The 22,504-nt window shown below is 71.6% G+C and carries 16 protein-coding genes and 2 tRNA genes; 4 read left to right on the top strand and 14 right to left on the bottom strand.

Translation table 11 applies throughout. From position 1 onward, the window contains the following. Positions 1-22 precede the first annotated feature (22 nt). Together AB0C36_RS08430 and AB0C36_RS08425 are read right to left on the bottom strand one after the other, a co-directional pair. Positions 23-517, bottom strand: a complete 495-nt coding sequence (locus tag AB0C36_RS08430; RefSeq protein ID WP_358351123.1) for a VOC family protein — start codon at positions 515-517, stop codon at positions 23-25. A 124-nt stretch (positions 518-641) separates the two neighbouring features. Continuing rightward, complete coding sequence (locus AB0C36_RS08425) at positions 642-1,349, bottom strand: TetR/AcrR family transcriptional regulator (RefSeq protein ID WP_358351120.1); 708 nt, start codon at positions 1,347-1,349, stop codon at positions 642-644. 216 nt (positions 1,350-1,565) lie between these two features. Here AB0C36_RS08425 and AB0C36_RS08420 point away from each other — a divergent pair, with 216 nt between their 5' ends. Then, on the top strand, positions 1,566-3,809 hold the full coding sequence (locus AB0C36_RS08420; protein WP_358351117.1) for an MMPL family transporter: 2,244 nt from the start codon (positions 1,566-1,568) through the stop codon (positions 3,807-3,809). Here the strand turns inward: AB0C36_RS08420 and AB0C36_RS08415 are convergent. After that, positions 3,785-4,477, bottom strand: a complete 693-nt coding sequence (locus tag AB0C36_RS08415; RefSeq protein ID WP_358351115.1) for a TetR/AcrR family transcriptional regulator — start codon at positions 4,475-4,477, stop codon at positions 3,785-3,787. The two genes, AB0C36_RS08420 and AB0C36_RS08415, sit on opposite strands and share 25 nt — an antisense overlap. Positions 4,478-4,673: 196 nt before the next feature. Between AB0C36_RS08415 and AB0C36_RS08410 the strand changes: the two genes are divergently transcribed. Then, positions 4,674-6,302, top strand: coding sequence for a long-chain-fatty-acid--CoA ligase (locus AB0C36_RS08410; protein ID WP_358351112.1), 1,629 nt, complete (start codon positions 4,674-4,676; stop codon positions 6,300-6,302). Here AB0C36_RS08410 and AB0C36_RS08405 read toward each other — a convergent pair. From AB0C36_RS08405 to AB0C36_RS08390, 4 genes are all read right to left on the bottom strand, one after another. Then, positions 6,287-6,976 (bottom strand): alpha/beta fold hydrolase, encoded by a 690-nt coding sequence (locus tag AB0C36_RS08405; protein ID WP_358351109.1) that lies wholly within the window; start codon positions 6,974-6,976, stop codon positions 6,287-6,289. The genes AB0C36_RS08410 and AB0C36_RS08405 overlap by 16 nt on opposite strands. 74 nt (positions 6,977-7,050) lie before the next feature. Further along, complete coding sequence (locus AB0C36_RS08400; RefSeq protein ID WP_358351323.1) at positions 7,051-7,989, bottom strand: NADP-dependent oxidoreductase; 939 nt, start codon at positions 7,987-7,989, stop codon at positions 7,051-7,053. A 248-nt stretch (positions 7,990-8,237) separates the two neighbouring features. Next, entirely contained in the window at positions 8,238-8,696 is a 459-nt protein-coding gene (locus tag AB0C36_RS08395; RefSeq protein ID WP_358351106.1) for a DUF6069 family protein, read from the bottom strand. Between the two features lie 184 nt (positions 8,697-8,880). Then, positions 8,881-9,303 carry a RidA family protein gene (locus tag AB0C36_RS08390; protein ID WP_358351103.1) on the bottom strand — a complete coding sequence of 141 codons (423 nt, stop codon included), beginning with the start codon at positions 9,301-9,303 and terminating at the stop codon, positions 8,881-8,883. 95 nt (positions 9,304-9,398) lie between these two features. Between AB0C36_RS08390 and AB0C36_RS08385 the strand changes: the two genes are divergently transcribed. Then, positions 9,399-10,337: a LysR family transcriptional regulator gene (locus AB0C36_RS08385; protein WP_358351101.1), complete on the top strand. Its 939-nt coding sequence runs from the start codon at positions 9,399-9,401 to the stop codon at positions 10,335-10,337. Here the strand turns inward: AB0C36_RS08385 and AB0C36_RS08380 are convergent. The 5 genes from AB0C36_RS08380 to AB0C36_RS08360 form a co-directional block, all read right to left on the bottom strand. Next, positions 10,329-11,903, bottom strand: coding sequence for a hypothetical protein (locus AB0C36_RS08380; RefSeq protein WP_358351098.1), 1,575 nt, complete (start codon positions 11,901-11,903; stop codon positions 10,329-10,331). The genes AB0C36_RS08385 and AB0C36_RS08380 overlap by 9 nt on opposite strands. Continuing rightward, complete coding sequence (locus AB0C36_RS08375; RefSeq protein WP_358351095.1) at positions 11,903-13,042, bottom strand: FAD-dependent monooxygenase; 1,140 nt, start codon at positions 13,040-13,042, stop codon at positions 11,903-11,905. Before AB0C36_RS08375 ends, AB0C36_RS08380 begins: the two co-directional genes overlap by 1 nt. A gap of 194 nt (positions 13,043-13,236) precedes the next feature. Then, on the bottom strand, positions 13,237-13,635 hold the full coding sequence (locus AB0C36_RS08370) for a zinc-binding dehydrogenase (protein ID WP_358351320.1): 399 nt from the start codon (positions 13,633-13,635) through the stop codon (positions 13,237-13,239). 250 nt (positions 13,636-13,885) lie between these two features. Next, a tRNA-Arg gene (locus AB0C36_RS08365) sits at positions 13,886-13,958 on the bottom strand. 489 nt (positions 13,959-14,447) lie between these two features. Beyond that, a tRNA-Ser gene (locus AB0C36_RS08360) sits at positions 14,448-14,538 on the bottom strand. Positions 14,539-14,686: 148 nt separating this feature from the next. On the opposite strand from AB0C36_RS08360, the gene AB0C36_RS08355 reads away from it, so the two are divergent. After that, the gene (locus AB0C36_RS08355; protein WP_358351093.1) at positions 14,687-18,553 is read left to right on the top strand and encodes a PAS domain-containing protein; all 3,867 of its coding nucleotides are present in this window, start codon (positions 14,687-14,689) and stop codon (positions 18,551-18,553) included. A gap of 208 nt (positions 18,554-18,761) precedes the next feature. Here the strand turns inward: AB0C36_RS08355 and AB0C36_RS08350 are convergent, their stop codons facing one another. Together AB0C36_RS08350 and AB0C36_RS08345 are read right to left on the bottom strand one after the other, a co-directional pair. After that, positions 18,762-20,411, bottom strand: a complete 1,650-nt coding sequence (locus AB0C36_RS08350) for a long-chain fatty acid--CoA ligase (RefSeq protein WP_358351091.1) — start codon at positions 20,409-20,411, stop codon at positions 18,762-18,764. 108 nt (positions 20,412-20,519) lie between these two features. Continuing rightward, positions 20,520-22,253: an MDR family MFS transporter gene (locus tag AB0C36_RS08345; RefSeq protein ID WP_358351089.1), complete on the bottom strand. Its 1,734-nt coding sequence runs from the start codon at positions 22,251-22,253 to the stop codon at positions 20,520-20,522. Positions 22,254-22,504: the final 251 nt, after the last annotated feature.

The raw sequence follows: 22,504 nt of genomic DNA, 5'->3' as shown, positions 1-22,504 counted from the left end.
GGTGCGCGGTGCGCGCCGGACGTCACTCGCCGGCGTACGCCTTGCGCAGGGTGTCGAGGTCGATCTTCGACATCTTCATCATGGCCTCGGTGGTACGGCGGGCCTTCTCCGGGTCGGGGTCGGTCATCAGGTCGATGATCTCCGCCGGGAAGACCTGCCAGGACAGGCCGAACTTGTCCTTGAGCCAGCCGCACGGGCCCTTCTCGCCGCCCTCGGACAGCTTGTCCCAGTAGTAGTCGACCTCGGCCTGGTCGGCGCACGGGATCTGGAAGGAGACGGCCTCGTTGAACGTGAACTGCGGGCCGCCGTTGAGACCGACGAACTTCTGTCCGTTGACCTCGAACTCGACCTCCATGACGTCGCCCGGCTTGCCCATCGTGCCCTCGGGGTAGTCGCCCTCGGGGTACCGGGCGATGCGGCCGATGGAGCCGTTCTTGAAGATCGACAGGTAGTGCGCCGCGGCCTCCTCGGCCTGGCCGTCGAACCAGAGACATGCGGTGAATCCGCCGCCGGTCATGAGAGCCTCCTGCTTGGTTTCGTGCGCGAATGTGCCGTCTCTCTATGGACTCACCCGCGCACGGGAACTCATCGGTGCCGCGCGGACTTTTTCCCCGGATGCCGGGCGGCGTGCCTCGGCCGGCTCAGCGGCCTTCGCCGCGCGGGCCCCGGCAGAGCCCGAGGGTCGTCTCCACCAGCACGTCGAGGGCACGCCGCGCGTCCTCGGCGGTCCCGTCGGCCGTCTCGTCGGTGCCCGTCCCGGTCTTGTTCTCGACGCTGCGCTCCGTGCCGTCCCGGGAGCCGGCCTCGGCGTCGGGTGCCGGCTGGAACAGCAGGTACCGCTGGATGAGGCCGTCCAGTGCGGTCAGGAAGTGGATCGCGATGTCGAGCGCGGGGGTGGCCAGCTCCTGGTCCGTCTCGGCCGCGAGCCCGGTCAGGATGTCCGCGGCGGTCCGCTCGATGGTCCGCTCGTGGGCCCGCATGATGTCGCGGAGCTCGGGGTCGCGCAGCGCCAGCACCGTGAACTCGGTGAGCAGCGTGCTGCGGCCCGGCTCGGCACGGACCCGCGCCCAGAGGGCGTGCGCGAGCGTACGCACCTGCTCGTCGAAGCCACCGCCTTCGGGCAGCGCGGACACCGCCACCTGGTCGATGTATTCGGAGGTCAGCGTCTCGACGACGGCCCGGTACAGGTCCCGCTTCGAACCGAACGTGTAGTGCACGGTCGCCTGGGCCACGCCCAGTTCCGCCGCGATGGCCCGGGTGCTGCCGGCCGCGATGCCCTCCCGCGCCATGAGCCTGACGGCGGCCTCGATCAGCTGCGGGCGCCTCTCGGAGGCGGGGACGTGGGCCATCGGGCCAGGGTATCCGGCTGATCGGGGAAACCGGTCGGGCGCCCGGGCCGACCCCTCCCGACGAATGACTTCCAGTTCGCATGCCCAGGTCAAGTGACTATGTTGCCTGACTTTGTTATCCGACTTGATTGCTCGACTTTGTCACTTGAACATGTTGCGCGTACGGTGGTCACAAACGCTCCGGTCCCCTGCCTGGACCCGACGAAGGGCTGACGCATGGCCACGTACCTGTACCGCCTCGGCCGCTACTGCCATGACCGGCGTCGCGCCGTGCTCGCCGTCTGGATCGCCGTGCTCCTCGCCGCGGTCGCCGCCGCGGGCGCGTTCGCGGGCTCGACCAGCGACGAGTTCAAGGTCCCCGGCACCGAGGCACAGCGCACCCTCAACCGTGTGAAGGAGGCCTTCCCGGCCCAGGACCACGGCTCGGCCCAGGTCGTCTTCGCCGCCGACGCCGCGGGCGGCGCCGACACGCCGGAGGCCCGCGCGGCCGTCTCGGCGGCCGTCACCCGCATCGCCGCCGCCCCCGGTGTCGCCGCGGTGCCCGACCCGTACACGACCGGCGCGGTGTCACCGGACGGACGCATGGCCATCGCGCTGGTCGAATTCGACCGCAGCCTGGCCGATGTGACGGCCCGTCAGCGCGACGCGGTGCGCGACGCGGCCGAACCGGCGGGCGACGCCGGGCTCGAAGTCGCGTACGGCGGCGACGTCTACACCGAGATGGCCGTCGTCGACGGCGGCGAGGCGATCGGGCTCGCGGTCGCCGCGGTCGTCCTGCTCGTCACCCTGGGGACCCTGGTGTCCGCGGGGCTCCCACTGCTCACCGCCTTCGTCGGGGTCGGCGTCGCGATGGCCGGAATCCTGGCACTCTCCGGGACGTTCGAGATCATCACGACGGCCCCGGTGCTCGCCCTGATGGTCGGTCTCGCGGTCGGCATCGACTACGCGCTCTTCATCGTGTCGCGGCACCGCCGCCACCTCGCCGAAGGGCTGCCGCCCGGCGAGGCGGCCGCGCGCGCCAACGCGACCGCGGGCAGCGCCGTCGTCTTCGCGGGCCTGACCGTCGTCGTCGCGCTCGCCGGACTCGCAGTCGCGGGCGTGCCGTTCCTGACCGTGATGGGCCTGGCCGCCTCGGGCGCGGTCGTGGTCGCGGTGCTCGTCGCGATCACGCTGCTGCCCGCCCTGCTCGGATTCGCCGGCCACCGGCTCAACCGCCTCCCGGTGCGCCGTACGCCCGCCCGGGAGGGCGCGGTCGGCGAGCGGTGGGCACGATTCGTCGTACGCCGCCCGGTCGCCGTGCTGTTGATCGGCCTCGCGGCCCTCGTCACGCTCGCGCTCCCGGCCGCCGACCTGCGACTCGGGCTGCCGGGCGGCGGCTCGCAGGCCACCGGGACGGATGCGCGCGAGGCCTACGACCTGGTCGCCGAGGGCTTCGGCGAGGGCTTCAACGCCCCGCTCGTGGTGGCGGTCGACGCACGGGGTGCCGCCGATCCGGGCGCGGCGTTCGGCGCGGTCTCCGACCGGCTCGCCGAACTGCCGGGCGTCGCCACACTGTTTCCACCGACCGTCGACGCCGAGGGCGGCACCGCGCTGGTCACCGTGATCCCGCACACCGGACCGGACGACCCGGCCACCAAGGACCTCGTCGAAGCGATCCGCGAGCAGCGCGGCGACCTTCAGGACACCACCGGCGCGCGCATCGACGTGACCGGGACGACGGCCGCCAACATCGACGTCTCGGCAAAGCTCGGCCAGGCGTTGCCGCCGTTCCTCGCGGTCATCGTCGGCATCGCCTTCGTGCTGCTCGCGCTCGCGTTCCGGTCGGTGCTCGTACCGCTGAAGGCGGTGGTCGGCTTCCTGCTCAGCGTCATGGCGTCACTGGGTGCGGTGGTCGCCGTGTACCAGTGGGGCTGGCTCGACGCCGTGATCGACGTCCCGAAGGTCGGCCCGGTGGTGAGCTTCGTACCCATCCTGCTGATCGGCGTGCTGTTCGGACTCGCCATGGACTATGAGCTGTTCGTCGTGTCGGGCATGAAGGAGCAGTACGCGCACGGCACTTCCGCGCGCGAGGCGGTCGTGGGCGGGGTACGCAACGGCGGACGCGTGGTGACCGCCGCCGCGCTGATCATGGTCTCCGTGTTCGGCAGCTTCGTCTTCGGCCACGACCCGATCGTGCAGCCGATCGGATTCGCGCTGGCGGTCGGTGTCCTGGTGGACGCATTCGTCGTCCGCATGGCGCTGGTCCCCGCCGCGATGGCGCTGTTCGGCAAGGCCGCCTGGTGGTTCCCGCGCCGACTCGACAAGGTCGTGCCGCACGTCGACATGGAGGGCGAGCGGCTGATGGCCCGCCTTGCGCGGGACTCCGCACAGCCGGTGCCGCCCGTCACCAACGCGCTTGATGAGGAAGCGCGTTCGGGTGAATCGTCGGACGAGCGTCAGCCCACCCGCACGCGCGCGTAGCGGTCGGCCAGTCCGTGCAGCAGCGCCTCCAGGCCCGCCTCGAACGCGTTCTCATTGATCTCGCGCTGCGCGTCCGCGAGCAGATGGGCCTGGCCCAGGTGCGGGTACTCCCCCGCGTACAAGGCGGCGTCGTCCGGGAACCCGCCGGCGAACGAGCCGAGCGCGGACCCGGTGACGAAGTAGCGCATCAGGACCCCGACCCGGGTGGCTTGGGCGCGCGGCCAGCCGGAGCGTACGAGCGAGCCGAAGACGGCGTCGGCCATGCGCAGCGCGTTCGGGCGGCGCGCGGGACCCGGGGCGAGCGCCGGCACGAGGTTGGGGTGTGCACCCAGCACGGCACGGTAGGAACGCGCCCATACGCGCAACGCCTCGTCCCAGGACGTCGCTTCGGCGGCGTCCTGGGACCGGTCGTCGGCCGCGTCCCGCGCCGCGTCCGCGGACACCCTCGCGAACACGGCGATGTCCACTTCGCCGAGGACCGTGTCGACGACCGCGTCGACGATCTCGTCCTTCGTCGCGAAGTGGTTGTACAGCGCGGGACCGCTGACCCCCAGCTCGGAGGCGAGGCGCCGGGTCGAGAGGACGTCCAGCCCCTCCGCGTCGACGAGGGCCAGGGCGGCGTCGACGATGCGGTCGCGGCTGAGCAGTGGTTGGCGGGGCCGACCCACGATGCGTGCCTCCCTGATGTGCGCCGCTTGTCCCAGTCGGCGTCTCGGATGTGCCTCGGCGGTGCTTTCGGTGCGAGTCGGGGCCGGTGCGCGGCGGCGGCTCTTCCCTGGTGGGGCGAGCAAGTCTATAGTCCAAAATTAGCACTGCTAACTATGTGGACGTACCTTGTCGATCACGGGGAACGGAGCACCACAGATGGCCATGTTGTCCCTCGCCGCCGTGCTTGCCGAGCCGGCCTGGCGCCGACCGGAGCACACCGCCCTCGTCGAGGGAGCACTGCGGATCAGCTTCGCCGAGTTGTGGCGGCAGGCGCGTGCGCAGGCCGCGGCGCTCGAGCGGCTGGGGGTGCGGCCCGGCGACCGGGTGGCCCTCATGGTTCCCAACACCGCCGAGTTCCCCCGCGCCTACTACGCGGTACTCGCCGCGGGCGGCGTCGTCGTCCCGGTCCACCTCCTCCTGACCGTCGACGAGGCCGAGCACGTGCTGCGCGACAGCGGCTCGACGCTGCTGCTGTGCCACGCCGCCCAGGCCGAGACGGGTGCCGCGGCGGCGGCCCGGGTCGGGATCCGGATGGTCACGCTTGGCCCCGACGTACCGGTACCCGGTGCGGACGGGCGCCTGGAGGACCTGGCCGCGACCGTCGAGCCCCTGGCGACGTACGTGACCCGCGACTCCGAGGACCCGGCCGTGGTCTTCTACACCAGCGGCACCACGGGCGTACCCAAGGGCGCGGTGCTGAGCCACCTCAACATGGTGATGAACGCGACCGTCAACGCCTTCGACACCAACGACGTCCGTGCCGACGACGTCGCACTCGGCGCGCTGCCGCTGTTCCACTCGTTCGGCCAGACCGTGAGCATGAACTCCACGTGGCGCGCGGGCGCGACCCTCGTACTGCTGCCGAGGTTCACCGCGGCCGCCGCGGTGGACCTGATGGCCGAGGAGGGCGTGACGTCGTTCCACGGCGTACCGACGATGTACGTCGCCCTCATCGAGGCGGCCCGGCACGCCGCCCGCCTGCCGAAACTGAGGTTCTGCATCTCCGGCGGGGCGGCCCTGCCGACTTCCGTCCTCGAGGACTTCGAAAAGGTCTACGGCGCGCAGGTGTTCGAGGGATACGGGCTGTCCGAGACGTCGCCCGGCACCACCGTCAACCAGCCCGCGTTCGGCGCCAGGGCGGGCACGGTCGGCCACCCGCTGTGGGGCGTCGAGGTCGAGATCGCCCGCGCGGACCTCGACGAGCGCATCGAACTGCTGCCGCGGGACACGCTCGGCGAGGTCGTCATCCGCGGCCACAACGTCTTCAGCGGCTACCTCGGCCGCCCCGAGGCCACCGAAGAGGCCCTGGTGGACGGCTGGTTCCGGACCGGCGACCTGGGCATCAAGGATGCCGACGGCTACCTGCGGATCGTGGACCGCAAGAAGGACATCGTGATCCGCGGCGGTTTCAACGTCTACCCGCTGGAGGTCGAGGACGTGCTGATGCGGCACCCCTCGATCGCCCAGGTCGCGGTCATCGGCCTGCCCGACCCGGTGCACGGCGAGGAGGTCTGCGCCGTCGTCGTCGTCGACACCTCGGCCGACCGGCGGGCCGACGCCTCGACCGGTGCGTCGGGCGGTGCGACGGGCGCTGCCTCGACCGGTGCCGCGTCCGATGCGTCCGCGGACCCGAAGCCGACCGAGGACGAGATCGTGGCGTGGGCACGCGAGCGCCTCGGGCGCCACAAGTACCCGCGCCGCGTCGAGTTCGTCGACGAGATGCCGCTCGGGCCCTCGCTCAAGATCCTCAAGCGCGAACTGCGCCGCCGCTACTCGGAGGACTGAGCCCGCGCCGCCGCGTCCAGCAGGACCTTCAGGAGCTCGTCGGGGGCGTCGCGCATCACGTTGTGCGCGGAGTCGACCGCGTGGGTGTGCCACGCGGGGTCGGCCGACAGCCGCTCGTACACCTCGGTGAACGGCGACCCGTCGGGCCAACCCGTCGCATAGACGTAGTCCTTGCCGCGGAAGCGGTCCAGGCCCCCGTCGAGGCGGATCGCCTGCATCAGCGACGCGAGCGGGTGCGGGGTGGCGCGCGGGTCAAGGAACGACATCGGGGCACTGGTGTAGCCGTTCTCGCCCACCCCGTCCAGGTACCACGCACGCTCGTTGTCGGTGACCAACTGCCACACGGACTGGCCGTCTTCGGGCAGCACGGCGTCGACGTACACGAGCCCCGCGACCCGCTCGGGCACGCGGTCGGCGGCGCCGGTGACGACCATGCCGCCGTAGCTGTGCCCCACCAGGACCGCGTCGGTGATCTGCTCGTCCTCCATGTGGTGGACGACGTCGAGGATGTGGGTGTCGAGGTTGACCGACGCGTTGAGCAGGTGTTTTCGGCTGCCGAGTCCGGTCAGTGTGAGCGGATACGCCTCGTGGCCCTCCCGGCGCAGGTCGCGGGCGAGCGGTTCGAAGGTCCATGCGCCGTGCCAGGCACCCGGAACGAGAACGAACGTGGTCATCATGGCCTCCAACAGGTCGAAGCAACTTCCGGAACGGTCCGGGCGACAAAGGCGGCAGCGACGTCGAGGCGTGCCTAATCCACCACGGAGAGCACGATCTTGCCGGTGGTCCGCCCGCTCTCCGCGATCTCATGGGCCTTCGCGGCGTGTTCGAGCGGCAGCACGGTGTCGACGCGCGGCCGCAGCCGACCGCTCTCCGCCAGCGCCGCGACCTCTCGCATACCCGCGTTGTCGGCTTCCACCGCCATGAATGCGGCACGCAGGCCCAGCGGCTCGGCCTGCTCGGCAAGGCGAGCCTCGGCGGGTGAGGCGAGGGAGACGACGATCCCGCCGGGGCGGAGCGTACGCAGCGAGCGCGGACCGTACTCGCCGCCGATCGCGTCGACGACGACATCCACGTCCCGCACCTCCTCGGCGAAGTCGACCTGCGTGTAGTCGACGGCTTCGTCGGCACCGACCTCGCGCAGGAACCCGTGCTTTGCCCCGCGAGCGGTCCCGATCACGTACGCCCCGCGCGCCTTCGCGATCTGCACCGCAAGGTGCCCGACACCGCCCGCCGCGGCGTGCACGAGAACCCGCTGCCCCTCGCGGACACCCGCCACATCGACCAGTGCCTGCCACGCGGTCAGCGCCGCGAGCGGCAGGGCCGCGGCCTCCACGTGCGAGAGCGCGGCCGGCTTGCGGACCAGGTGGCGGGCGGGCGAAGTGACGTACTCCGCGTACGTCCCGGCCGGAACCGGATGGCGCGGCATGCCGAACACCTCGTCCCCCGGCCGGAAGAGCGTGACGCCGATACCGACGGCCTCGACCACCCCCGACACGTCCCACCCGAGCCGGATCGGCGCCGCGTCGCCGGCGAGTCCGCCGGTGGCGCGGTGCCACACGTCCGTCGGATTCACCCCCGCCGCGTGCACCCGCACCAACACCTCCGCGGGCCCCGGCACCGGCCGCTCAACCTCGACGACCCGCAGGACCTCCGGCCCACCGAACGTGTCCTGACCAATCGCGCGCATCGTCATCGCCGTCTCCTTCTTTCCCCGCCAAGTTGGCCCCGCCCGACCGCAGCTCGATCCGGCAGCACCAACCCTGCCCCCCACCACCCCACCCAACGAGTGGCCCAACAGCCACCCCCCAAAAGAATCCGGCCACCACCCAGTCACCCGTGACCACGGAGTACGGCCGTCGAATACGAAACGGCCCCGGGGTTGGTGTCCCGGGGCCGTTCTTTGGGGGGTCGGTTGTGCGGGGGCGGGGGCTTGGGTCACCGCTCGATCCGGTCGAGGCGCTTGGCGACCACCGGGATGACCGCGACCGCGACGACCACGTGCGAGAGGACGAGCACGAAGCGCGTGTCACCGTCCATGTACGGCGGCAGGAAGGGCAGGGCCAGCGAAGCGGCCACGACGGCCCAGGTGGTCACCGCGTACGTGCGTCCCGGGCGCTTCGCCCACCGCGCCACCGCGACCGCGAACAGGATGCCGGCCACCGCGACCATCGCGGTGAACCCGACGAAGCCGCCCGCCGGGACCGGCTTGGAGTCCGCGGCCGAAGCCCCCATCTCGAACGAGACGCCGGCGGCGCGCACGATCGCCTCGTAGATTCCCGCGACCGCGAGCCCGCCCAGCGAGGCCAGGCTCGCCACCTTCCAGACCGGTCCAGCCGTGCTCGTCGCGCGGCGCGAAGTGCCAACTGCTGCCTGGGTGTTGATCGTGGTGGCCATCTCATCCTCCGAGGGATTCGCATGTTGTCCGTGCTGTCGAAGGGTTAGACCGGCGGCACTGTCGGGACTCATCGCTCCGCGGAGGACTTCTTTTTTCGCGGCTGCTCGGGACGGGAGGCATGCGGTGTCCGACTCCCCGTTCGCGTCCGCCGCTTCCTCGAAGAGCCGCCGAACCGCGAGACCTTCACCGGTCACCCGCCTCGGCGTCGGGGAGCAGTACGAGCGCCTCGACCTCGATGACCAGTTCCGGGTCGAAGAGGCGTACGACCTGCACCGCGGAACTCGCGGGCGGCCGCCCGGTGTCGACGTGCTCGTCGCGGACCGTGCGCACGATGCCGATGTGGTCGAAGTCCGTCACGAAGTAGGTGAGCTTCACGACGTCGTCGAAGGTCGCGCCGACGGCGGCAAGGCAGCGGCGCAGGTTCTCGAACACCTGTCGCGTCTGCGCTTCCGGGTCGCCTCGGCCGACGAGCTTGCCGTTCTCGTCATAGGCGACCTGGCCGGAGATCGCGGCGAACCGTCCCGCACCGACCACGACGTGGGTGTATCCGGTGCCGGGCGCGACGCCCTCGGGCGCGCTGATGTGGGTGAGCAGTGCGGATGTCATACGGCCATGCTCGCCCGCTCGCCGCCCATCTCACCAGCGCATATCTCGCAGGTCAGCCATGCATTCTGTGCATATGTGTGTCTACACTGACGGCCATGGACATCCCCGGGCTCCGAGCTTTCTGCGCGGTCTGCCGCGAAGGCTCGATCAGTGCGGCCGCGCTCAACCTGGGCTACAGCCAGTCCGCGCTGTCACGCCAGATCGCCGGTCTGGAAGCGGAGCTCAAGACCGCGCTCTTGGAGCGGCATGCGCGCGGCGCACGCCCCACCCCGGCCGGCGAGGCGCTCCTCGACCACGCCGTCCTCATCCTGCGCCGCCTCGAACGCGCCGAACGCGACGTCGCCGCTTCGCACACGTACGCGGTCACCCGCCTCCATGTCGGCGCCGTCCCCTCGGTCGCGGCCGGTCTCCTGCCGAACGCGCTGAGCGCTTTCACGGCCGAACACCCGCATGTACGCGTCGCCTTCACCGAGAACGTCACCCCGACCCTGCTACCGCGCCTGCTGGACGGCGACCTCGACGTCGCCGTCGTCACCGACTACCCGCCCGGCGTACCCGCACACGACGGCCTCACGATGACGCACCTGTTCGACGACGCCCTCGTGTGCCTGCTGCCCGCCGACCACCCGCTCGCCACCGGCGACCGCAACTCCGACAACAACCGCAATGCCGACACCGTCGACCTCGCCGAACTCGCGCACGACACCTGGGTCGAGGACTACGCGGGCGCGGCCTCCGTCCTCACCGCCGCCTGCGCGCGAGCGGGCTTTGCGCCGCGCATCGACATCGAGTGCGGCAGTTGGCTGGGCAAGCAGGCCTTCGTCGCCGCCGGCCACGGCGTGGCCCTCGCGCCGAGCCTCCTGATCCCCTCGCTGCGCCCGGACCTGGCCGTCCGCTCGCTCACCGACCCGCCGACCCGCAACGTGTACGCCGCCGTGCGTACCCTCCCCGACCCTGCCCGAGAGCAAGCCGCAGCATTCGTCGACGCCCTCCTCGCCTGCGGATATCACCCCAGAGGCACCCGCTCACGATGACGGACCTCTGCGGCCCGCGGATCCCACCGAGACGCTGTCCTTCGACTCGACCGGGCGGGCGCATAGGTAGGGCCGTGCCAGGTAGAGGGCTATGGCGGACAGCAGCATGCCGATGTAGACCGGGGCCAGGTGCAGGAAGTCGGTGTAGCCGATGTGCGAGTGCACGAGTACCGGAGGGAGGAATCCGACGATCGCCGACAGGGCGAGCGACCACCAGACCCAGGTCGCCCCGCGGCGCCAACTCCAGGCGCTCACCATGACGATGGCGACCGCGGCCGCCATCAGCGCTCCGCCGAAGCCCGCGCGGTCGTGCGCGATGAAGGAGAGCAGGCGTGGGTTCGCGGTCTCCAACTCGTCGGAGGTCGTGTCCAGGAAGACCAGGTCGCTGGGCACGAACACCTCGGTCAGGCCGACCACGGAGACGACCGCGCCGCCGATGAACAGACCCACCCCCGTGGTGATCATGAGGAGTTGGCCGGTGAGTGCCCGGCGCCGCTCGTGTTCCGGCCCGTCCGGCAGGATCGTCCACCGCGGGCGGGCGGGCGCACGCCACACCGCGGCCAGGAACATCGGGAACAGGACGACCGCGACCGCGGTGTGCAGCGGCTCCACGAAGCCGGTGCCGAGGAAATAGAGCAGTGTCGGGAAGCCGATCAACCCGGAGGCCAGCAAGGCGTTCCGGGCCCAGGGCCAGCCGTGCCGGATCCCGCCGTAGGCAAGGCCGGTGTAGAGGATGCCGATCGCCACCATCGTGGCCGCCATGGTGATCCGGTCGTGCTGCAGGAACGACACGAGGTGGTGGTTGACGCCGTGCAGATGGCCGCGGTCGATGCCCAGGTAGTCGCGGTCGTACCAGAGCAGTACGGGGCCCAGGGTGATGGCGGCGGCGCCCAGCCCCGCGCCGATCATGCCGAGCCCCACGCACACTCCCCACCACCACGCCGGCCAGCGCTGCGGGTCGGGTCCGACGTCGGCGAGGCGCGGCGTCGGCCAGGTGGGTGTGGCCGCTTCGGCGACCCGCTGGAACCAGCCGGGTCCGGCGTCCAGAAGCACCGCCGGGGCCGCGAGCACCGCCTTGGTCTCGTCCTCCAGCGCGTCCAGCGCGTCCGCGACCACCGGAGAGGTCAGGCGGACGAACTCCGCGTCGTCGCACAGCACGCCGTCGACGTAGGGCCCGAGCGCGGCCGACACCTCTGGGGCGTCCGTCAGCACCAGCACCGGAACGCGTCGGCCTACAGCGGCCGCCCGTACCGCGTCGACATCGGACAGACCCACCGGCGCGACCACGATCAGCCCGGCGCCCTGGGTGGGCAGCGCGCGCACGGCGTCGTACGCCACCTCGGGCGGCACCATCGCCCCCAGTCGGTTCGCCACCGCGATGCCGGCCACCGAGCCGGCGAGTTCGGCAGGAGGCGGACGGTGGCCGAACGCCCTGGTGACGAACCACCGTCCGACCGGCCGCGACGACAACCTGCCCAGCATCCGCAGCGCCGTACGCTGCGAGCGGCGGACTCCGAGCACGGACCCGGCTATGCCGCGCAGCGGCTGGTACGTCCAGTCCGGCATCAGGGCCGCCAGCCCAGGATCGGCGTCATCGAGCGGAGAGTCAGCGCCGCGGGGGTGAGTCGGGCGGCGAGGTCGCGGCCCAATACCGCGGGGGGCCAGGCCAGTTGGCCGATCGTGCCCATGCGCGCGGAGCGACGTACGACCATCTGGGTCCGCGACCTGCGCGCCTGGTCGTAGCGGGCCAGCGCGGCGTCGATGTCGGGGGCGGCGTCCAGGGAGGCGGCCAGCACCACGGCGTCCTCCAGCGCCTGGCACGCCCCCTGCCCCAGGTTGGGCGTCATCGCGTGGGCGGCATCACCCAGCAGCGCCACCCGGCCGCGCACGTAGTCGGGCAAGGGCGGCAAATCGTAGATGTCGTGCCGGAGCACCGCGCTCTCCGGCACCGCGGCCAGCAGGTCCGGAATCGGCTTCGGCCAGCCCCCGAACCGCCGGAGCACCTCGGCCCGCTCACTGCCGGGTGCCTTGCCGCCGGCCGGCACCGTCGCGGTGCCGAAGCAGTAGAAACGCCCGCCCGGGAGCGCGGTGAACCCGAACCGCTCACCCCGCCCCCACGTCGCGGCACCGTCGCCGACCGGCGTGGGCATCGGCTCGGTGATCATGCGCCAAGCCGTGTAGCCCGCATAGCGCGGCGCCGCCGCCTCGGGCCACTGCAACCGGCGAACCGTGCTGTGCAACCCGTCGGCGCCGACCACCAGGTCCACCCGCCGGATGCCGCCACCTTCGACCACGACGCCGTCGCCGTCGTCCCGGATCCCGGTGACCTCGGACGACGCCCGCAGTGTCCCCGGCGGAAGCGCCTCGGCCAGGGCCCGGACCAGGTCGGCGCGGTGCAGGACCACCAGCGGCATGCCGAACCGGCGTTCCAGCTCGGAGTTGTCGGTACGGCTCAGCCACCGCCCCGCCCGGTCGCGTACGCCGCCGCCCGCCTCCACCGCGGCCAGATCCCGGACCTGCCCGTCGAGACCCAGCGCCGCCAGCGCATGCAGCGCGTTCGGCCACAGCGACAACCCGGCCCCGATCTCGGTGAACTCGGCCGCGCGTTCCCACACCTCGACCCGCCACCCGCGGCGCGTCAGGGCCAGAGCTGCCGCCAGCCCACCAATCCCACCACCGACGACTGTCGCAGTACGCCCCGTCATTTCGGCAGCGTACCGACCATCCCCGCGCTGCCCGATCAAGCCCCCACCCACGGCCAAAGTAGACGCTACGGGTCAAGCAACCCGCCCTCGGCCGCGACCTCCTGACCTCCCGTCGGCCAAGGCGCACGACCCGGCCTCATCCGAACTGGCACCCGCGTGTCGGCAGGTCAGGCCCGTGGTCACGACCTGGGCGGTCAGGGAGCCAGGCGTACGAGCATCTTGCCGACGTTGGCTCCCCGCATCAGCCCGAGGAAAGCCGCCGGTGCCTGGTCGAGGCCGTCGTAGACGGTCTGCTCGGTGCGCAAGGTGCCGTCCGCGAGCCAGCCGGAAGCCTTCGTGATCCATTCGGGCGCGAGCGGGAAAAACGAGGTGATCAGCAGTCCGCGCAGGGTGAGTTCCTTGGCGTACGCCTGGAAGAGGTTCGTGGGCGCGGGGATCGGGCCGGCGGCGTTGTAGGTGCTGATGGCGCCGATGAGGCCGATCCGGCCGCCGGGGCGCGCGGCGGCGATGGCCGCTTCCAGGTGGTCGCCGCCGACCAGTTCCAGCGTCAGGTCGATGCCGTCGGGGGCCGCGGCGGCGAGGCGTCCGCGCAGGACGTGTACGGGCGCACCTGGTCGAAGGGGACAAGCGAACCGCGGCGGTGTCCCTCGGGGCTGTCCTCATGACGCCCATGAAATCGGGCCCTCGGCGGCACAACGTCACAGGGCGCGGACGTAGCTCGGCTCCCAAAAACCAGGGTCCCGAAGAGGCTCGGGAGCCCAACTCCCGAGGTTGGCTCCCAAGTTGGCTCCCACGCAAAGCAAGAGGCCCACTCGACTGATCGAGTGGGCCTCTGAGCTGCTGTGCGCTCGGCAGGATTCGAACCTGCAACCTTTTGATCCGTAGTCAAATGCTCTATCCGTTGAGCTACGAGCGCTGGTCGGTGAACCGAGAAGAACAATACAGGATCCGGCGCCGGGGCTGAAATCGATTGTGTGACTGGGGGCGGGAGGGGGAATTTGGGGTGGTTTGGGGGGAGGGAGGTCGACGGGGGTCGGAGTCTGCGGGAGGCGGGTCTGCGGGGGTGGTGTCGGGGGGCGGGTTGGGGGAGGGGGGTGTAGCGAGAGTGGGCGAGGGGGTGGGCAAGGGAAAGGGGTGAGGGCGGGGGTGGGTGGAGTTGGGGTGGGGGTCGGGTGTGGGTGTTCGCTGAGAGCGAAAAGGGGGGTTTGGTCTGGGTGGGCCGAAGGTGGGGGTTGTGCGGCATAGATCACATGGCGGGAGGGGCGAAGGGGCGAAGCGGATGGAGGGGGATGGTCGGGGCAAAAGGGGGTTGCCCGGGTGCTGGGGGTGGCTGGGTGGTTACGGAGGGGTCCGGGCAGGGACGCAGAACGGCCCGTCCGGTTGGACCGGACGGGCCGTTGAAGTGCGGAGGCTCCGGGATTTGAACCCGGGATGGGGTTGGTTACCCAAACCGCATTAGCAGTGCGGCGCCATAGACCAGACTAGGCGAAGCCTCCATCGGTGTATCCCGACGGCGGATAGATTACCCGCCCGGTCAACGCTGGGGCAAAAAGAATGCGATAGTCGGTCGTGACATGCCTCCGGGGGGACGGGCAGGATGGGCCGTCGGCACAGTCCAGGGGACGTTGAGGAGGTACGCGCTTCGTGAGCAGCAGGCCATCCCGAGGCGCTGCTCGCCTCGCCGCCATACTCGACGCCCTGCCTGACGCGCTCCTGCTGGTGAACCGCAACGGCACGGTGGTCAACGCGAATGCGATGGCGCTGGAGGCGTTGGAGGCCCCGGGCACGCCGATCGTGGGGCGGGGACTGCTGGACCTGCTGCCGACGTTCGACCGCAGCCGCATTCCGGGGTCCGTGCGTGCCATGGACACGTCGGAGACGCGGACGAAGCCCACCCGGATGACCGCGCGGCGTACCGACGGCTCGCTGATGCCGGTCGAGGTGACGAGCGCGAACCTGCCCGGGGCGTACGACGACGAACTGCTCATGATCGTAGTGCGTGATCTGAGTGGTTCGGTGGACGTCGAGTCGGAGTTGCAGCGGCAGCAGCGGCAGACCGAGATGATTCTGCGGGCCGCGTCCGAGGGCATCGTCGGGATCGACGCCGAGGGTTCGATCGTGCTGGTCAACCCCGCGGCGGCGCGCATACTGCGGCACCGGGCGAGCGATCTGGGCGGCAAGTCGCTGCACGAGCTCCTGCAGCCGAAGAAGGCCGACGGCACGCCGATGCCCGCGGACGAGTGCCCCGCGCTGGTGACCCTGAAGACCGGCCGCAAGCAGCGGCTGCGGGACCAGGTCCTGTGGCGCGGCGACGGCGAGGCCGTCCCGGTCGAGATGACGACGGCACCGATTCTGCTGGGCGAGGCCGTGGTCGGTGCGGTGATGACGTTCACCGACACGTCGCGCGAACGGACGCTGGCCGAGCACCGCGAGCAGTTGGCGGAGCTGCTGGACGCCGAGTTGCTGGTACGGATCGAGGCGTCCCGCGCGCGCCTGAAGGCCCTGGCCGACGGCAGCATCGGCGAGCTGGGACCGAGCGCGCGCCGCGTGGTACGCCAAGTCGCGGGCGAACTCGAGGAGATGGTCGGCCTCACCGGCGAGGTGCTGGAGCACCAGCGCGGGGAGAAGAAGGACGGTGTCGAGCGCACCGCCGCGACCGTCGACGACCTGCTCGACCGCGCGCTGGAGACGGTGACCTATCCGGCACGCGCCGCAGGCGTCGAGTTCACGGTGACGGCCGCGGCCGTCGGCGTGCAGGTCGATGTCGACGCGATGACGCGGGCGTTGGGCCATCTGATCGCGGACACCGTCGGCGCCGGCCCCAAGGGCTCGACGGTCGTCGTCGCGGCGGCGGAGCGCGACGGCATGGCGCGCATCGAGGTACGCGGCCCCGCAAGCCGCGGCAGCTCGGTCCATGTGCCGCTGGCCCGTTCGGTGATCGAGGCGCACGGCGGCACGGTCGAGTCACATGCGGTGGAGGGGCGTGGCAGCACGTACGTGGTCGAACTCCCGGCCGACGACGAGGCCGCCGCAAAGGCACGTCCGCAGGATGCCGCGGAGGAGGGCAAGGACGTACGCGCCCGCGCCCGCAAACGCGCCCGGACCTCACCTGCCGTACGCCCCGGCACCGCCGCGGCCAAGCCCGGCGCCAAGCCGGAGCAGGACGCGGCGCGGAAGCCGGGGGCCGGCGACGGCGCCGACGGGCGGCCCAGGACCGGCGAGAGCGCCGAGGCGGCGGACAAGAACACCCCCGCGAGTGGCGAGGGTTCGGCACCTCGGCTGCCAGCCGCTCGCGGCGACAACGCTGGCGACAACTCCGGCGGAGAAGGCCACGGCGCCGGAGACGGCGGCGGGAACGGCAACGGGAACACGGGCGGCAACGCAGCAGGCCGCGGGAACGGCAACGGCCACGGACTCGAGCCTGCCAACCCGGCAGGTCCGCCCACGCCGGCCACCCCGTCCCTCCCCCCCGCCCCCTCGAAGCCGATCGCGCTCCCGGCCGGTGAGTCGACGCCGCCTCCCGGGACGGCGCCGAGCGTTCCGCTGGTGCCCGCGTCCGGCGGACGCCGCGCGACCCATCGTGCGCTGCCGTCCGCCGACAGCGCCGCCGAGGCCCCCGAGGGCCCGGGCGCCACGAGCGCCGGGCCGAGCGGCGGAACGGGTACGCAGCCCACAAGTCCCAGGCACGGCACGACAAGTCACCGCGCGGAAGCCGGCAGCGCGGAACCCGGTGTCGCGGAGGCGGGGACGGAATCCGAGGACGCCGGAACCGGCGTACCGGCGAAGGTCAACGGGCGTCACACGCCGCACATGGCACGCGCGCGGCACCAGATGTCGACGCCTCCCGCGGCGATACCGTCGCAGTCGCGCACGGGCGCCCCCGGCGCCGGAAGCCACTCCACGAGCGTGCAGGACCGGCCCGACCGGGGCGAGCAGCCCGACCTCGCCCCGACCGAACTCCTGGACATGCCCGGCCTCCCACAGGCCCCCGGCGCGGAGGCGGACGCCCCCACGGCCTTGATGCCGCACATACCGTTCGCTCCCGCCGACCCCTCGGCGACGCCGAACGTGCCGGCTCCCCCGGTGATCCCCCCGATGCCGCCGACTCCTCCGCCCGCGCCGGGCGCCGCAGATGCCGGTACGAGCAGCACCGCTGCCCCCGAAGCCCCCGCCCCCGACGCGGCACCGCGGGCACCTTTCACGGGTCGCCGCCGCCGTGCCCTGGCCCCCGCACAGCAGCCGGAGGGCCTGCCCGGCCACGAACAGCCCCCGGGGGCCGAGCCCGAGGACCGCGGAGACGGCCGGACGAGCGGACCGTACGCGCTGCCGCACGCCTACGCGCCCCCGCACGACGGCCAAGGCGTGCCCATGCCGTTCCCCGGCACGGGCGCAGGCACGGGCACGGGCACAGGCACATCCAACGGCGGCGACGCCCTGCCCGCCGTGGAACTTCCGCAACGCACCCCGGGGGCCGCGCCCCACCCGGGCACCGTCCGCGAACCGGCGCACCCGGGCCAGCCCGGGCAGCCGACCCAGCCGGGCCAGCACGACCAACCCGGTCAGCCCGGTCAACATGCGCAATCCGCACAGGCCGCGCACCAAGCCCTGCAAGCCGCAGCGGCCCAACTCGCCCCCGCGCCCCCCGCTCCACCGAACCAGCAACCGCAGCAACCGCAGCAGCTGCAACCACAGCACCAGCCCCCGTACCTCCCCGCGGGCTACGACGTCGACACTCCCCCGCCCGGCGAACTCGCCGCCGTGGACCCGAACTACCCGCCGATGGTCGCCCCGACCGCCGACGGCCGCCCCCGCAGGCTCCTGGTCTGGCCCTCCCCCGACGGCCCCACGTCGAGCGCGCTCACGGCCCGCGGCTGGGACCCGGTCCTGGTGCGGTCCCGCGAAGAGGTCGACGCAAACGCCACGGCGCACCCGGCGGCGCTGTTCGTGGACCCGCTGACCGGTCCGATCACGCGTACCGCCCTGCAGTCCCTGCGCACCGCCGCGACCGCCGCGCACATCCCGGTGCTCGTGACCGCCGGGCTCATGCAGGCCACGCGCGACGCCGCGTTCGGCGCCGATCCGGCCGTGCTGCTGCGCTCGCTCGCCCCGGCCGACAGTGCGGCCCACGCCTCGCGCGTCCTGCTCGTCGAGGCCAACCACGACATCGCCACCGCGTTCACCGGTTCGCTGGTACGTCGCGGCATGGACGTCGTGCACGTCACCTCGGAGAGCGAGGCGGTGTCGAAGGCCTCCAGCGTCGAGCCGAACCTCGTGGTTCTCGACCTCATGCTGGTACGTCGGCGCCGCCTCGGCATCGTCGACTGGCTGCGCAACAACCAGCGCCTGCACTCGACTCCGATCGTCGTCTACACGACGGTCGACATCGCGCCGGAGGACCTGCCGCGCCTGCAGACCGGCGAGACGGTGCTGTTCCTGGCCGAGCGCTCGACGCGCGACGACGTCCAGCAGCGCGTGGTCGACCTGCTCGGCAAGATCGCCTCGCTCGTCTGACCGGCCGGATTTCGCCGGAACTCGCTGCAACTCGCCGCAACTCGTCCAAGCAGCGCAAGCGCGGAAGCAGCAGAAGCCGCGAAAGCAGCGAAAGCCAGCGAAAGAACCGATCCAGCCGCACAAACCCGTGGTCCCGACGCCAACTCGGCGCCGGGACCACGGTTTTCGTCTCACCACCCCCGACCGGGGGCTAAGCCTTCCGAGCGGGCTACGCCAGCTTCACGACGTCGAGTTCGTCGTCCCCGTACTGGCGCCGGATGACCTTCTTGTCGAACTTGCCGACGCTCGTCTTGGGAACGGACTCGACAAGGCTCCAGCGTTCCGGGACCTGCCAGCGGGCGACGCGGCCGGCCATGAACTCCTTGAGCTCCTCCAGCCCGGTCTCGGCTCCGGCGCGCAACACGACGGTGGCCAGCGGGCGTTCGCCCCACTTGTCGTCGGGTACGCCGACCACCGCCGCCTCGGCCACGTCGGGGTGCGCCATCAGGTGGTTCTCCAGGTCGACCGACGAGATCCACTCGCCGCCGGACTTGATGACGTCCTTGGAGCGGTCGGTCAGCGTGAGGTAGCCGTCGGCCGAGAGCGTGCCGACGTCGCCGGTACGCAGCCAGCCGTCGTGGAAGCGGTCGCCCTCGACGGAGTCCGAGCCGGTCTCGCCGCTGATGTAGCCGCCGGCGATCCAGGGGCCGCGTACCTCCAACTCGCCCACGGACTTGCCGTCGTGCGGCATCAGCGAGCCGTCGGGGCCGACCAGCCGGCCCTGCACCGAGGCGGGGAGCCGGCCCTGCGTGACGCGGTACGGCATCTCCGCCTCGCCCGTCACCCCGGCCGGCGCCCGGGCCACGGTGCCGAGCGGCGAGGTCTCCGTCATGCCCCAGGCGTGGATGATGCGCAGCCCGTGCCGCTCCTCGAAGGCCTCCATCAGCGCGGGCGGGCAGGCCGAGCCGCCGACGATGACCTCGCGCAGCGAGGAGACGTCCTGGTGCGTCTCGTCGAGGTGGTTGAGCAGCGCGGTCCAGATGGTCGGGACGGCCGCGGCCATGGTCGGCTTCTCGGCGACGATCATCTCGGCGAGCGGTTCGGCCTGGAGAAAACGATCCGGCATGAGGATCGACGCGCCGGAGAGCATCGCGGCGTACGGCAGCCCCCACGCGTTGACGTGGAACATCGGCACGACCGGCAGCACCAGGTCGCCGGAGCCGAGTCCGAAGCCCTCGACCATGCAGATCTGCATGCTGTGCAGGTACGTCGAACGGTGGCTGTAGGCAACGCCCTTCGGGTTCCCCGTCGTTCCGCTCGTGTAGCACATCGCCGCGGCGGTCCGCTCGTCGATCTCCTCGTCCCAGTCGAACTCCGTGGGCTGACCGGCGAGGAGGTCCTCGTAGCGGTGGATCGTCTTGCCGTGGTCGCCGTCCAGCGGCGAGAGGTCCACGTCGCCGGTGACGACCACGTGCTCGATCGTCTTGAGCGCGGGCAGCGCGGGCGCGAAGAGCGGTACGAGGCTGCCGTCGACGACGAGCACCTTGTCGTCGGCGTGATTGGCGATGTAGATCAGCTGGTCGCCGGGCAGGCGCAGGTTGAGGGTGTGGAGCACGGCGCCCATGGACGGCACCGCGAGGTAGCACTCCAGGTGCTCCTGGTTGTTCCACAGGAAGGTCGCGACCCGCTGGTCGCCGGTGATGCCGAGGCCGCGCAGTGCGTGGGCGAGCTGTGCGGCGCGGCGGCCGACCTCGGCGTACGACGCGCGCCGCGGCTCCGCCCCGGTCCAGGTCACCACCTGGGAGGCGCCATGCACTGTTGTGCCGTGCCGCATGATCCTCGCGATCGTGAGCGGCACGTCCTGCATCGTGCTCAGCATTTACGAGACCTCCTGGTGGTCTGCGGCCGTGGGGGGCCAGGCAGCGCCGCGCTGCCTACCGACGGGTACGCCGATTACCAGGATTGTGCTGCCCGGAACCGCTTGTTGTCAGCCCCGAGCGCCGGCCCGTTCCGAGACAGGTCCCGCGAGATCGGCCGCGGCCGGATCTGACGATCCGTCAGGCTCCGCATCCGCGGCGTCACCTCCGCGCTCACCGCCACGCTCACCCCCGCGGTCGCCTCCGCCGCGCGGGCCGTCGTCCGCCCCGACCTCCTCCTTGGCGTTCCGTCCGCCGCGCAGCGCGACCTCGCGGATCGCCAGGACGGCGAGGAAGCCGAGCAGCGTGACCGGCGCCGCGGTGAGGAAGACGGTGTGCAAGCCGTCGGTGAAGCCGTCCAGCACCACGCCGCGCAGCGGCGCGTCCAGGTCGTGGATGGCGGACGGGCTGCCCAGCAGGTGGCCCATGTCCGTGCCGGGCGGGGGTGTGACGTGGCGTTCCGCCATCAGTTCGGGGATCCCGGAGCTGAGCCGCGAGCTCAGGATGGCCCCGAGCACGCCGACGCCGACCGCGCCGCCCATCGAGCGGAAGAAGGACGCCGACGACGTCGCGGTGCCGATGTCGTCCGGGTCCACGTCGTTCTGGATCGCCAGCACGAGCACCTGCGACGACAGTCCCAGGCCCACGCCGAGGACGAGCATGTAGACGCCGGCGAGGGCGAGCGGCGTACCGACCTTGAGGTTGGCCAGCAGGAAGAGGCCCAGCGAGATCATCGGCAGGCCGATCAGCGGGAACGCCTTCCAGCGCCCGTACCGGGTGATGAGCCGTCCGGACAGGATGGACGCGCCGAGCATGCCGATCACCATGGGCAGCGTCATCAGGCCCGACCGCGTGGGGCTCATGCCGCGCACGATCTGGAGGTACTGCGGCAGGTAGATCATCGCGCCGAACATCGCGAAGCCGACGAAGAACGACCCGGTGCCGGCGAGCCGGAAGGTCCGGCTGCGGAACAGGTGCGGCGGCAGGATCGGCTGCTTCGCCCGGCGCTCCTGCCACGCCGCGCCGAGGCCGAGCACGACGGTCAAGGCAGCCAGCGTGTAAGTCGTACCGGAGTTCCACGCCCACTTCTGCCCGCCGAGCGACAGCGCCAGCAGGACCGAGGTGATCGCGCCGGTGATCAGCGCGGCGCCGAGGTAGTCGACGTGCGCCTCGCGGCGGACGTGCGGCAGCTTGAGGACCCGCTCGACCATCACCAGCGCGGCGACCGCGAACGGGATGCCGACGTAGAAGGTCCAGCGCCAGCCGAGGGCCTCGGAGCCGACCAGGAAGCCGCCGATGAGCGGGCCGGCGACGGTCGCGACGCCGAAGGCCGAGCCGATCCAGCCGGAGTAGCGGCCGCGGGTACGCGGGGTCGTGACGTCCGCCATGATCGCCTGGGTGAGCGCCGTGATGCCGCCGACGCCGATGCCCTGGGCGGCGCGCGCCGCGATCAACTGGCCCATGCTCTGCGACAGCCCGGCGAGCGCCGAGGACACCGCGAAGAGGATGAGGGCGATGCGGAACAGGCGCTTGCGGCCGTACAGGTCGGACAGCTTGCCCCAGAGCGGGGTCGACGCGGTGGTGGTGAGCAGGCCCGCGCTCGCGACCCAGGCGAGTTGGTCCTGTCCCCCGAGGTCGCCGACGATCGTGGGCAGCGCGGTGCTGATGACCGTGCCGGATATGCAGGCCACGAAGAGGGAGACGAGCAGAACGCTCATCACCTTCATGATCTGACGGTGCGTGAACTCCCCGTCGGCGCCCGGCTCCGATCTGCCTGACGCCGTGTCACTCGCAATCGTCGACATCGCACTCCACCATCCACCATTGTTTCGTGCAACTAAAGATAGCGGCGTTAGTTGCGGCAAGCAACAGAGCTGGCGGTCACCCGCGCCGGTGTGACGCGAGTCGCGCGATGCAAGTCCCCAAAAGCCCTACGTACGGGTGAAATCAGGAGCTTGTTCCACCATTCGGCCTAATCCCTGATGACAATCAGGCCATGTACGCGCCCTTCACCCCCAGGCCGTTCGACGTGATCCTCCCGGACGCCCTCGGCCAC

The organism is Streptodolium elevatio (assembly GCF_040649515.1).
Classification (GTDB): domain Bacteria; phylum Actinomycetota; class Actinomycetes; order Streptomycetales; family Streptomycetaceae; genus Yinghuangia; species Yinghuangia elevatio.
The sequence above is the reverse complement of the archived record's forward strand: the minus strand, read 5'-3'. Positions and strand labels throughout refer to the sequence as shown.